This window comes from Microbacterium jejuense (assembly GCF_019511665.1).
GTDB classification, from domain to species: domain Bacteria; phylum Actinomycetota; class Actinomycetes; order Actinomycetales; family Microbacteriaceae; genus Microbacterium; species Microbacterium jejuense_A.
Map to the genome: position 1 here is coordinate 253144 of NZ_JAEUAW010000003.1, position 12888 is coordinate 266031.

Below are 12888 nucleotides of genomic sequence, written 5' to 3' on the forward strand. Positions count from 1 at the left end.
GTAGACCTCTGCCCGCCCACTCACGGTGCGGCTCCTCACGGAGCCGGAAGGGCGACAGCTTCATGCGAAACCTAGCCATCGACGCCGGGCAGAGCGGACTGAGAGCTCGCGTTATCGAGACGGGGCATCAGGAGTCTGGCGGTCGTTCCTTCGAGGTCGATTCCTCCGCGCATACCGGTATCCGGACCGACCTTCCTCTGGGCGAGCAACTCGCCGGTGCGGTGAGCACGCTCGTGGCCGAGGTCGGCACAGTCGACACCGTCGCCATCGGCACCACGGGGCTCACCGGCCGAGAAGACCTCAGCGGGCTCGACGTGCTGGGGCTCCTCGGCATCCGCCAGCTGGCGGTCGCTCACGATTCCGTCACCTCTTACCTGGGCGCGCTTGGTGCCGAACAGGGCGCCGTAGTGGCCGCGGGAACTGGCGTGGTCACGCTGGCAGTGGGCGCCAGGGATGTAGCCCGAGTCGACGGATGGGGCAACATCATTGGCGACGCGGGAAGCGCCTATTGGTTCGGCCGAGAAGCGCTCGACGCCGCGATGCGCGCCTACGACGGGCGCGGCCCGGCGACCACCCTCCTGCAGCGGCTGGAAGCCGAGTTCGGTGACGTCGAGACGGCGTACATCGTATTGCAGACCGATCCTCGCCGGGTCCGACGCGTCGCCTCGTTCGCGCGTTGGGTCACTGGAGCCGACGCGGAAGGCGACGCAGTCGCGTCGGAGATCTGCAAGCGTGGCGCTGCGGAACTCGCCTGCTCCGTCCACGCCGGAATGGAGCGAGTAGCGATCGCCGCTACCACCGAGATCGCGGTCTGCACGATCGGCGGAGTCTTCCGTTCCGAAGCCATTACACGTGCATTCCTGACAGCGCTACGGAACTACCGATCGGCGTTCCAGCACCTCCACCCTCGTGGGGACGGGCTCGACGGCGCCACAGCCATGCTCACGCTCGACACCAACTCTGCGCTGCAGACCCGCGTGATGCGTATCGAGCTCGCGTGAGGTCACTGGTGCAACGGCAAGAAAATTCCACGACCGGACAAGGACCAGTGATCCCATTGAGCGAGCCGACGACGGGTCTTGCGCCGGCTAAACGAATCACTGCCGATGTCGCCCGATCATGGCTTCTGGTATCGGCACTGAATGCCGACGACTTCGACAGCGCACACCTATCGTTGGCCGACCAGATCGTCCTCGACATCGAAGACGCCGTCGACCCCAGCCTGAAACCGGCTGCCCGCTCACACGTGGCGGGCTGGCTCTCGCGCGGCGGGAGCGCCTGGGTGCGTATCAACGACCGCACCACCGAACACTGGAACGACGACGTCGATCGGCTGAGAAACGTGCCGGGCCTGCTCGGCGTCATGCTCGCCAAGACCGAATCTCCAACAGAGGTCACCGCGACGTTCGACAGGCTCGGCGGGTCCACACCTGTCATTGCACTCATCGAATCGGCGCTCGGCATCGAGGAAGCGACGGCGATCGCGCGAGCGCGCGGTGTCTTCCGTCTCGCATTCGGCAGCGGCGACTACCGTCGCGACACGGGTACCAGCGCGGAAGCGATGGCGATGCTGTATCCCCGATCCCGACTCGTGGTCGCGTCACGGATTGGAGATCTTCCCGGTCCCATCGACGGTCCAACGGTCACCTCAGACCCCTCAGCCGTACACGAGCAGTCCGAATTGGCGGTCAGTCTCGGCCTCACGGGCAAGCTCTGCCTCCGCGACGAGCACCTACCCGTCATCAACGAGGCCATGTCACCCGCCCCAGCCGATGTGACCTGGGCACGCGAGTTCCTAGCCGACTTCAACGCACGCGGCCGGCTCATCCGCGACGGCTCAGATCTGCCGCGCCTGGGGCGCGCGGAGAAAATCGACCAGCGCGCCCGCGCCCTCGGGATCAACTAGTCGTCAAGTCCAGAAGCACATCGAGTTCACCGCACCGGAACGCCAGCCGAAGAAGAGCACCATGACCTATCTGAACGACATTTGCGACGATCTCACCACCTGGAAGTTCGACGACATTCCGGTCGCTGCGATCGCAACAGCCAAGCGCGCCCTCATCGACTACTTCGGCGTGACGATCGCCGGCAGCCAACATCCCGACGTTCAGGGCACCGCACGCCTCGCAAGCGGTAACCCCGGTCTCGCGACGGTGCTCGGTACGCAGGTGGGCGCACAGCCGGACTACGCCGCGCTGCACAACGGTTTCGCCGCGCACATCTTCGACTACGACGACTTCTCGATCATCAACCACCCCACCGCACCTGTCGCGCCTGCGGCATTCGCGGTCGCCGAAGCCCGACACGGGTCCGGGGCCGAGGTCCTCCGCTCCTATCTCCTCGCCGGCGAGATCATGTACCGGATCGGCCGGACCTGCCTCCCTTTCACCAGCGATCAGGGATGGCACACCACCGGTGTGTTCGGAGTACTCGGCGCCAGCGTCGCCGCTGCCCTCTCAGCCGGCCGCAGCACACCGGAAGTCGCCGCCGCACTCGGAATAGCTGCCTCGGAAGCAAGCGGCCTGCGCGGCAACTTCGGATCCCCCGTGAAGGCCTACCACTGCGGCATGGCCGCACGCACCGGAATCTGGTGCGCCGAACTCGCCGGGGCCGGCCTGCAACCGTCCGCAAGCATTCTGGAAGGTGTCGACGGGTTCTTCCAGCTCTTCGGCGGGCTGGAGCCCAACACGATCTCCTACCCGTCGAGCGCCACGTGGAGCATCCTGGAGCCCGGGTTCAACTTCAAGCGCTATGCCTGCTGCTCCAGCATGGGGCCGGCCCTGGACGCGCTCCTCGAATCCGAGGCCGTCGCAGCCCTGAACGCAGAAGACATCACCGCGGTTCACGTCGGCCAATCTCCCTGGTCGTTCAAGGAACTGATCTACCACTCGCCAACCCGGGCGGCGGAGACCAAGTTCTCGATGGAGTACGCAGTCGCCGCGGCACTCACATTCCGACGAGCAGACCTCGAGATCTTCAACGACGACAGCTTCCTGAACAACGATCAGATCCGACCGCTCATGGAGAAGGTGAGGCCGCGGGTGGATGAGGAGCTCGCCCGACGCGAATTCACCAGTGACGCGCCCGTCAAGATCGACATCGAGCTTCGAGACGGGCGCTCCATCCATCTCAGCCGAGACTTCGCAAAAGGCAACGTTCGCGATCCGCTCACCGACGAGCAAGTGGTGCAGAAGTACCGGTCGTTGGCGGCACCGGTCATCGGCGAGAACCGCGCCGAATCCCTGCTCAACGGGCTCCGAGAACTCGAGAACGTCGAGGACGTCGCCGCCCTCTTCCGATCATGAGCGAGCACCCGCGACCGACGCCGCAGAACGCCGACCTCTCGGCTCACTAGGAACCCGTATGCCTCACCCTCCCAAGCAGCGCGTCGAACGCGACAGCCTCGGCGATACCTCAATTCCCGACAGCGCCTACTGGGGAATCCATACCGCCCGAGCGATCGAGAACTTCCCCATCTCGCACCGACCGATCTCCATCCATCCCGACCTTGTCGATGCGCTCGCGATCGTGAAACAAGCCGCCGCGCGCGCGAATCGTGACATCGGTGTCCTCGATCCGACCAAAGCCGCCTGGATCGACGAGGCGTGCCAGCGCGTGCGCACCGGAGAATTCCACGACCAGTTCGTCGTCGACGTCATCCAGGGTGGCGCCGGCACATCTACGAACATGAACACCAACGAGGTCATCGCCAACATCGCCCTCGAGCAGCTGGGGCATGCAAAGGGCTCCTACGACGTCCTCCACCCTCTCGACGACGTCAACCGCAGCCAGAGCACCAACGACACCTACCCGACCGCCGTGAAACTAGCCCTTTGCTTCTCGATCGAGCGGCTCCTCACCGAACACGAGTTGCTCCGCTCCGCATTCGCGGACAAGGGTGAAGAGTTCATCGACGTGCTCAAGGTCGGACGCACGCAGCTGCAAGACGCCGTACCCATGACCCTGGGGCAAGAGTTCCGCGGGTTCTCCACCACCCTCGGCGAGGACGCGCAGCGGCTACGCGACATCCTTCCGCTGCTGTGGGAAATCAACCTCGGCGCCACCGCCATCGGCACCGGGATCACAGCCGACTCCCGTTACGCCGCCACCGTCTGCAGGCACCTGCGAGATCTCACCGGATTCGAGCACGTCACCGCCATCGATCTCGTTGAAGCCACCAGCGACGTCGGCGTGTTCATGAGCCTCTCCGGCGCTCTCAAACGCGCTGCGATCAAGCTCAGCAAGATCTGCAACGACCTCCGACTGCTCTCCAGCGGACCGCAAGCCGGGTTCGGGGAGATCCACCTTCCCGCCCGGCAAGCCGGATCGAGCATCATGCCCGGGAAGGTCAACCCAGTCATCCCCGAGGTCGTCAATCAAGTCGCATTCTCCGTCGCCGGCTCCGACACCACGGTGACCATGGCCGCCGAAGCGGGCCAGCTACAACTCAACGCCTTCGAACCTGTCATCGCTCACTCCCTCCTGCAGAGCCTCGCCTGGCTGACCGGCGCCTGCCGCACGCTCCGAGAGAACTGCGTCCTTGGCATCACCGCCAACGTGGACCGACTGCAGCTGATGGTCGCTTCGTCGGTAGGAGTAGTCACGGCACTCACTCCCTACATCGGGTACTCCGCAGCATCCGCACTCGCAAAAGCCGCGCTCGTCACGGGGCGAAGCATCATCGAACTCGTGGAGGAGGCAGGGCTGATGAGTCGCGAGCAAGTCACAAAACTGGTGTCACCCTCGCGCTTGTCTGGTCTCCAACCGGTGACGGCGGCCCTACCCATCGTCGATGGGAACGCCCATCCCGGTCACGCATAGAACTCGGAGGCGAGCACCAGTGCTGATCCCCCTTACCAACACTCCACGGAACTACTCCTGGGGGTCGACGACATTCATCCCTCAGCTGCAAGGTCGCCGCAGTTCGGGGCAACCCGAGGCGGAAATTTGGTTTGGAGACCACCCGGCCGATCCCGCCGACACTCCAGGATCTAAGTCTCTGAAAGAGGTTCTCACCGCCGAAGCGGCAGACCTCACACCGTTGCCCTACCTTCTCAAGTTGCTCGCTGCTGGTTCGCCCCTCTCGATTCAGGCGCACCCTTCAAGAGCACAAGCTCAGTTCGGTTTCGCACGCGAGGAAGCAGCCGGCATCCCCCGCGACGCCCCTGAGCGGACCTACCGGGACACTAACCACAAGCCGGAGTTGATCGTGGCCGTGAGCGACCACTTCCGCGCCCTTGTCGGTGTCCGCGATCTTGCCGTCACACGCCGCCTACTCGACTGCCTCGGCCCAGCTACGATCCCCCTACGCCGCCACCTCTACGAGACCCCTGACTCCGTCCGGTCGGCCATCGGCTGGACGCTCAACCCAGGATCGGCGACCGAAGTTCGCGCGATCATCGCGGAAGCGACCAAGGCTAGCTCGAGCGAGTTCTTCGAAGAGCTCGAGCTAGCCCGCGCCCTCAACGCGACGTATCCCGGAGATGCCGGGATAGTCGTAGCACTACTCATGAACCTCGTCACGCTCCAACGTGGCGAAGGACTCTTCGTGCCCGCCGGCGTCCTCCATGCATACCTGGACGGCCTCGGCGTCGAGGTGATGGCGTCCAGCGACAACGTGCTCCGTGGTGGGCTTACCCCCAAACACATCGACGTCGCAGAACTTCTCAAGGTGCTAGAGGTCGCCACTACCCGACCTTGGCTTGTACACCCCAGGCAGGTGGCCGGGAACACCGTCCAGTACGACGTCCCAATCGATGACTTCGCCCTACGTCGAGTGACCACTAAAGGATCCACCACGGTGACCATCGTCGGACCGAGCATCTTGCTGGCGATTCAGGGAACCGTGCTCGTCACCGGAACCAGCAGCCAACAGTCGGCGGGAATGACACCTGGGGCTGCGCTCTTCGTCTCTCCCGATGAACGCTCGGTGATGATCACTGGCGAGGGGGACGTCTTCATCGCCGGCCCAGGACGAATCGTCGATCCTATTCGTTCTCGCTGATCGCAATGAAGAGCAACCATTTGCCGGTCGGCGAGGGAGTGCGGCTCAGTGAGCTTGTCGCTGTAAGCCCAGTGGGCCGGAGCGCCATAAACCTGATGTGTGCTGCCCATGCTGAAAGTCGTGCCGGCGCTGGCGCCTATCCGCTCGCCGGCAAGAATCGATGTGGTGCTCCTCGCGACGCGTATGGAGTGGCGACGAGGTGTGTGCCCGGGACGTCGACGTCGTCGGCGGCGAGGTGCAGTCCGATCAGGTTCACCAGGTTAGCGGCCACCGCAGCCAGGTCGGCTGCTGATCCGTGGAATGTCGGGACCGAACAGCCGCGAGTTGGGACGAGTTCATCACCGCCGTGACTGTTCTGCCATAGCGGATGGAATGCCTCGAGCTGAGCGTCCGCGAGAACAGACTGACCAGCCAGTTCGTCCAGGCGGGAGAGCGTGACCCCATCCCCGGGCGTCGTCAGGTGGAGCAGGCCGAGCATGCCGGATGCAGCATCAGTGGCGACCTGCGCGAACTTCGCTCTACGTCCGGGCGTGTCCGAGAGCACGTCTAGTGCAGCCGTGATCGCCAGGCTCACGGTTGCATCGACGATGAGGTCCGCGGCGAGGAATGTACTCAGGTCGTCTGGGATGAGACCTTCCGATGGGGTGACGATTAGCTCATCGCGGATCTGTCGGAGCCGGGTAGCTAGCGCTTGCGCCTTGGGTCGGCCGATATCGGTCTCACCATAGTTCTGTCGTACGAGCAGTCCGCCGGTAATGTTTCCGGGGTCGCAGATTGCGATCTCGGCGGCTCCCGCTCGCGCGACGAACTCGGCGACCCACGATCCAAGACCGCCGCAGCCCAGGATCAGGACGGTCTTACCGCGGAAGCCGCTGACTGGGCGGTCGTCGTCACGACGGGTGGTGACTTCGGACCGTTCGTCAGAGATTGTGCACCATTCGATCGCGATGTCGGTGTTGATCGTGGCGGGGTCGATGGTGACATCCACCCCGCGGGTTGCGGCGAGTTGGCGCAGAACATCGGCGGTATCGGCCGGCAGACGTCCGCCCAGCAGGTGGTGGGGGCCTCCCGCGGGGTGCGGGACGGCGACAACGAAGTACTGCGGCGTGCCCTTCGGGTTGCGTGCTGCGGCCGCCAGTAACGCGGTGAGAAACGCCGGGCTCTGCGGGGAGACGCGGGATGGTCGCCCGTCGGCCGCATCAAGGTATGGGTCGTCCAGCAGGGTCAAGAACAGCGCGAGTGTGGATGCGGCACCGAATGGCAGTTCGCTGCGCAGCGCGACAACGGGTGTGCGGTGCCCCTCGCCCGCGGACTGGTAAGTCAGGTCGAGCCTCTGCGGGGTTCGCTCCACGAGCCGCGCGGCCTGAAATGCTCTTGCCGGCAGGGTCTCCCGGACGACGATGGTGGGAGTGTCTTCTGCTTGATGCAGCACGCCTCCCACCGCGTGGTACATCGCCGTGGCAGCGTCGAACTTGCCCGCCGCGGCGTCGGCAAGCCAGTCCCATACCCTGCGGAGGAAGCCGCTCATGCCGTCGGTAGGTCGCCACTCACGGGACGGGTCCAGGTACACGCAGAGACGCTGACCTTGCAAGACGTGCGGAAAGCCGAGGAAGCGGGTGTGGTCCACCTCTACGGAGGGCGGCTGCAGCGGTACTGACCGGAGGCGGAGGAGAAACTCTTCGTCGTCCTTCAGTTCGAGCCCGCCCGGCTCGTGCGGCAGCTCGGCGGTGCGCAGACTCACGCGAATGAGCGCGGTGCCGTCGGTTTGCAGGGTGGGCGAGCTCAGGACGCGGATCTCGTCGGGTCGGTTGGTGGCCAGCGCCCGCAGTTCAGCGACGAGTTGCTTCTGCCAGCCGGTCAGTTCTGGCCGTGTCCGGCGACGGCTCATCCTGCCCGACCGGAACGTCCCACCGTGGTAACCGCAGGTGCGGCTTCGGTCGGAAACTTGCCGCTCGACTTCTCCACGGGTGCGGCGAACCCGTCACCGAAGATGCCCTGCCACAGTTGAACGCTGCGGTCCTTATCGGTCTCGTCGTAGGCCTCCGCGATCTCCGCTGCGTGCGCGTGGATACGGTCGCGGAAGTAGCTGTAGGTGTTCTGTGTCCACCGGTGATCGAAGGTGACACCCGAGCCGGAGGGGTCGGGGATTGACGGTTTGGTCGGGTGGGCCTGCAGGTAGGCGTCGAGATCGGACACGACGTGCAGCAGCGTCGTGGGGACGTTGCTGTAGTAGTCGGGGTCAGCGAAGGTCTTCAAGGTCGTGACCTGCTGGCCCAGCAGAGTGGTCAGCAGGATGGAGCGGGTACCGACGAAGGAATTCTTGTGGTCGCGCAGGTACTTCATCAGTCGGATTACACGGCGCAGGTTGCCGCGCGCGATCGAGTCCTTGCTGCGCATCCACTCTGTGAAACCGTCGGGATTGGTGGTCTCCCATTGGTTCTCGTCGCGATTGACGATGACCTCCCGGCCGTCCGCGAGGTGCAGGTGGGGGACGATGTCCAGGTGCATGGAGTTCGCGTAGACCAGGCGAACGCACCGGCACTTGCGGGAGTGAGGCATGTCGTTGTAGATGGTGTGCCGGTGCAGCGCGGCGTAGACCTGCTCGATGTAGGTCTTCGGCTCCCACCCCGGCACTTCCTCCATGTCGAGCATGAAGTCGGCGTCGAACTCGTTGTCGCCGACCGGGTTGATGATCGTCTTATGCGCCCATGATCCTTGCGGGGTCTTGCCGAGGATGATGTCGCCGATTTCGTCGTCGGCCTTCAGCGCCTTGTAGACACTGTTCACTCGGGAGTCGAGCAGGTCGAGCTTGCCCTGACTCAGGTTGACGGTGTCCTTGAGCAGGACGGCGAAATGATCAGCGAGTTGCATCGGAGGCCTCCGTGGGTGATGAAGCGCTGTCGGCGTCTGGGCCGTACAGCGGAAGGTAGGGTTCAGCGGAATGGCCGCCAAATCGTTCTGTGAAGAGGGGGCTCAAGTTTCGGCTGACGGCTGCGGCGAGACCGGCGACATCCGCTGGGTCCGCCGCGTCCAGTGAGTACAGTCCTCCGGGCACGAGCGCATCGAAACGGATGAAGTTGTCCTTGCCGACGAGGTGTTCCGCCAGGCCTTGCCCTCCGCGGCTGCCGGCGTCGAGGATCAGCGGCGCGATCGGCTTCATCCACTGCAGCAGGCCTCCGCGATCGCGGCGCCGGGGGTGGTACGAGAGTTGGTCGATCGTTCCGATGTTCAGCACCCGGATGGCCGACAGCGGCACATCCAGCATGCTGAGCGCTTCGGCGATGGCCACGACGGACGGATTATTCGCCCACACTCCGCCATCGATGAGGCGGTGCCCGTCGACGGCGGCCGCCGGGAAGTACAGCGGGGCGGCGGAGGTCGCCAACGCGACGTCGACCATGGGAATGCGCCAGTCTCTTCGGAGCCTGGCGTGGTGAGGCGTCTTGAAGATATGGACGCCACGGGCCTGCACATCCCACGACGGGATCACCAGCCGCATGGTGCTCTGCCCGAGCAGCTCTGCGCCCAGGACGTCCTGCAGCGCGGTCCGCAGGACGTCTGCATCGTAGATGGGTGAATTCAGTTGCGCGAGCCGGCTGCGCCAAGTTCGACGCGAGGCCGGGAAAACGGTGGCGATGAGCTGCTGATAATGCTCGACGATCTCGGCCGGACGAAGACCTGCACCGAGGGCGAGAGCGACGATGCCGCCGGCCGAGGTGCCGGCGACCAAGTCGAAGCAGTCCTGGATTCGAACGCCGAGATCTTCCTCGAGACGGGCGAGCACGTGCGCGGTGAACAGCGCCTTCGCGCCCCCGCCGTCGAGCGCGAGGATCTGAAACCGGTCGCTGGCCTCGGTGTGCGCTGGGGACGGACTGTGGGATCCCGTGAGAGATTCTCCCGGAGGTCTACCACCGGGAGAAGAATCTGAACTTGTGGGAATCACAGCCATGTAATTAGGCTACGCGCGCGCTCCGACATTGACCCGGGGTGTTCGCTGAGAGAAGCTCGCCCGCCGCCGCGGGGCGCTCCCGCCTCCCTGTAGCAGAGAGGGAGAGCGCCCCACGCGTGCTCAACGTCACTCGCTCGCGATGCTCAGGTATGGCACCCAGTTCTGCGAGTACTGAGAAAGGAATCCGGGCCAGTTCTCGAATCCCTGGACTGTGTCCTTGAAGGCGTACCCGTTGTACCGCTGCGTGAGATCGACGCGGGGGGTATCCTCAGCGACGATGTCGAAGGCACGGTCGTAGGCCTCGGCCCGCTCTTCGTCCGTCTCTGCGGTGCGTCCTTCTGTCAGCGCCTCGCGAAGCTCGGGGTTGTCGTAACCGAAGCTTGTGTAAGCGGCGTTCGCGAAGTACAGCGACTCCAGGTAGGACGCCTGGGGAATGAGACCGGCGACACCGGTGGTCTTCACCTCGTACTCCCCCGCGATCGCCTTTCTCACCCAGGTGGGCTGGTCGCCGCTGTCGAGCGTCAGATTGATACCCACCTCTTTGAGGTCGTTCTGGACGGCCACGGCGGTGTCCTGGTGGTAGAGGTACTGACTCATGGTCAGGATGGTCGCGTCGAACCCGTCCGGGTAGCCGGCCTCGGCTAGCAGCTCTTTGGCCTTCTCCGGGTCGTAGGAGTAGAGCGACCCGGATTCGTCGCTGGCGAATTCACTGTCTTCGCCGAGCATCACACCGTAGACCGGGTCGGCCTTGCCTCCGTCCGCGGCAGATGCGACGTGTTCCCGATCGATCGCGTACGCGATCGCAGTCCGAACGAGGGGGTTGGCGAAAGGACCCGATGTCGTGTTGAAAGTGAGGCCGATCATAGGACTCGGCTCTGCCGCGACGACGACCCCGGGGGTCGATTCGAGGCGTTCGAAATCCTGGGTCGGAACGAAGTCGATGAAGTCAACGTCGCCGCTGATGAGGGCGTTTACGCGCGCAGTCGCGTCGAAGTAGTACTCGGCCTCGATGCGATCCAGCGTCACGCTCTCAGGGTCGTAGAAGTGCTCGTTCGGCACGAGATCCATCCCGACCCCCTGAGTCTGGTCCTCGATGACGAACGGACCCGCGCCAACGGTGACCGTGGCGTTCGGGCTCAGCGCGTCCTCCTTGACGATGAACGCCGTCGGGTTGGCGACGTAACCGAGGAAGTCAGGATCGTTCTCCTTCAGCTTCACGGTGAGCTGCGAGTCGCCCTCAGTGGTGATCTCAGAGATTCGCGACATTCCAGCGACGGTGAACGCCGCGTTCGCGGGGTCGGCGAGGTACTCGAAGGTCCTCTTCACATCCGCAGAGGTCAGCGGGGTTCCATCACTGAACTTGAGATCAGGGCGCAGCGTGAACGTATATGTGGCGTTGTCGACCTGTTCAAACGACTCTGCGAGAGCGGGCTCGATCTCACCTCCTTCCCCCCACCTCAGCAGCCCCTGCTGCAGCAACGCGTCCATCAGGTAGCCCAACGCGTTCTGGTTGATTGCTGCCTTCATGGGCTGAGGTTCCCCCGAGAGGCCCAGGGTCAGAACCTGCGGCACGTCCTCGTCGGGAGTAGCAGTGCCGCTCGAACCGCACGCGGCAAGCGACAGAGCGCCGATGACCAGAACGGCTGCGGCGACGGTCCGGCTCCGCGACCGCCGGGTGCCGAAGAAAGGATGGAAATTGTGCATGCGCCATTGCCTCCACTGCGTTTTGGACGCCTGCCCGGGACGGGCGGCGCCACTAGTTGTCTGATGATATGCCGTGTAAGCAGACAGATCAATGCCTTTGCGTATAGTCTCGAACCCGCCATAGCGTGAACCCCTGGAATCGCGGGGCAGAACTTGTCCGGCAAGGTCTTGTTATGTCTGGCACACTGGTTGGCGAGGAGGGCGTCACGAGGTCGTGAGAAGCGCGGTGACAATGCCGAGCAGCGACTTTCCAGTCGTCTGCCGTACTCGCCCGCACTTGTATGAAGCGATGCCCCCTAACGCCTGCTCAGGGCGGAGAGGGCACACCTACCTCGGAGGAGATCAACGAATGACCACCCGCAGCCGCGTGAACCCGCTCGACGGAACTGGACGTGTGGCCCTGGTCGTGGGAGGGACGGCTGGGATCGGTTACGCCGCGGCGGATCTGCTCTCTCAACTTGGAGCGACCGTGTTCATCACCGGCCGCAACGAAGACTCCGGACGCCAAGCCGCTGACGAGATCAGGGCGACCTACTTGCCTGCCGACGTGTCCGACACATCATCCATCGACGCAGCAGTCGACACCGTGGTGAAACAGGCTGGCCGGCTCGATTGGTCGGTGAACTCAGCCGGCGTCGGGATCAATATCCCTACCGAGGAGATGTCGGATGAAGACTTCTCACGAGTGTTCGACATCAACGTCACGGGAGTGTTCCGATGCTGCCGCGCCGTCGGCCGAGCCATGCTCCCGCAGGCCAGCGGTTCGATCGTGAATATCGCTTCGATGTCGGGCTACATCGTAAATCACCCGCAGTACATGGCCCCGTACAACGCGTCGAAAGCGGCCGTGCTGCACTACACGCGATCCCTCGCCGTCGAGTGGGGCGGGCGAGGCATCCGCGTCAACTCGGTCTCGCCCGGCTACACCGCGACCCGCATGACCGAGTTGAGCCGCAGCATGCCCGGTCGCTTGGAGTCGTGGAAGGCAGCAGCACCCCTTAAGCGCATCGCCGAACCGAGCGACATCGCCGGCGCGGTCGCCTACCTGCTCTCGGATGCCAGCTCTTTCGTCACCGGCACCGACATCGTTCTCGACGGCGGCTACCGCCTATGGTGACCTCGCCCTGAGGCGGGCTGGACCACGGGCCTCTCAGGCGGGGTCGCGTACCCCAACGCAGTTGCGCAACCAAAGACCGGCACTCATAACCACACGGCCGAGCAGGTCCCACAG

Annotated in this window: 10 protein-coding genes; 6 read left to right on the top strand and 4 right to left on the bottom strand. The window is 64.4% G+C overall.

The window, feature by feature from the left end; translation table 11 throughout:
- Window positions 1-62 precede the first annotated feature (62 nt).
- The 5 genes from JNB62_RS05070 to manA all read left to right on the top strand — a co-directional run bounded on the left by JNB62_RS05070 (window position 63) and on the right by manA (window position 6004).
- Window positions 63-1001 (top strand): N-acetylglucosamine kinase, encoded by a 939-nt coding sequence (locus JNB62_RS05070; RefSeq protein ID WP_220299769.1) that lies wholly within the window; start codon window positions 63-65, stop codon window positions 999-1001.
- 50 nt (window positions 1002-1051) lie between these two features.
- Window positions 1052-1906: an HpcH/HpaI aldolase/citrate lyase family protein gene (locus JNB62_RS05075; RefSeq protein WP_374450449.1), complete on the top strand. Its 855-nt coding sequence runs from the start codon at window positions 1052-1054 to the stop codon at window positions 1904-1906.
- 61 nt (window positions 1907-1967) lie between these two features.
- Window positions 1968-3305: an MmgE/PrpD family protein gene (locus JNB62_RS05080; RefSeq protein ID WP_220299771.1), complete on the top strand. Its 1338-nt coding sequence runs from the start codon at window positions 1968-1970 to the stop codon at window positions 3303-3305.
- Between the two features lie 58 nt (window positions 3306-3363).
- Window positions 3364-4821: an aspartate ammonia-lyase gene (locus JNB62_RS05085; RefSeq protein ID WP_220299772.1), complete on the top strand. Its 1458-nt coding sequence runs from the start codon at window positions 3364-3366 to the stop codon at window positions 4819-4821.
- Between the two features lie 19 nt (window positions 4822-4840).
- Window positions 4841-6004 carry a mannose-6-phosphate isomerase, class I gene (gene manA, locus JNB62_RS05090; RefSeq protein ID WP_220299773.1) on the top strand — a complete coding sequence of 388 codons (1164 nt, stop codon included), beginning with the start codon at window positions 4841-4843 and terminating at the stop codon, window positions 6002-6004.
- A gap of 136 nt (window positions 6005-6140) precedes the next feature.
- On the opposite strand, the gene JNB62_RS05095 is transcribed toward manA, so the two are convergent.
- The 4 genes from JNB62_RS05095 to JNB62_RS05110 all read right to left on the bottom strand — a co-directional run bounded on the left by JNB62_RS05095 (window position 6141) and on the right by JNB62_RS05110 (window position 11657).
- On the bottom strand, window positions 6141-7892 hold the full coding sequence (locus tag JNB62_RS05095; RefSeq protein WP_222855720.1) for a ThiF family adenylyltransferase: 1752 nt from the start codon (window positions 7890-7892) through the stop codon (window positions 6141-6143).
- On the bottom strand, window positions 7889-8875 hold the full coding sequence (locus tag JNB62_RS05100; RefSeq protein WP_220299774.1) for an SMODS domain-containing nucleotidyltransferase: 987 nt from the start codon (window positions 8873-8875) through the stop codon (window positions 7889-7891). The genes JNB62_RS05095 and JNB62_RS05100 overlap by 4 nt, the downstream gene beginning before the upstream one ends.
- Window positions 8862-9953 (bottom strand): CBASS cGAMP-activated phospholipase, encoded by a 1092-nt coding sequence (locus tag JNB62_RS05105; RefSeq protein ID WP_220299775.1) that lies wholly within the window; start codon window positions 9951-9953, stop codon window positions 8862-8864. Before JNB62_RS05105 ends, JNB62_RS05100 begins: the two co-directional genes overlap by 14 nt.
- Window positions 9954-10079: 126 nt before the next feature.
- Complete coding sequence (locus JNB62_RS05110) at window positions 10080-11657, bottom strand: ABC transporter substrate-binding protein (protein WP_220299776.1); 1578 nt, start codon at window positions 11655-11657, stop codon at window positions 10080-10082.
- Window positions 11658-12006: 349 nt separating this feature from the next.
- Between JNB62_RS05110 and JNB62_RS05115 the strand changes: the two genes are divergently transcribed.
- Window positions 12007-12774, top strand: a complete 768-nt coding sequence (locus tag JNB62_RS05115; RefSeq protein ID WP_220299777.1) for an SDR family NAD(P)-dependent oxidoreductase — start codon at window positions 12007-12009, stop codon at window positions 12772-12774.
- Window positions 12775-12888: the final 114 nt, after the last annotated feature.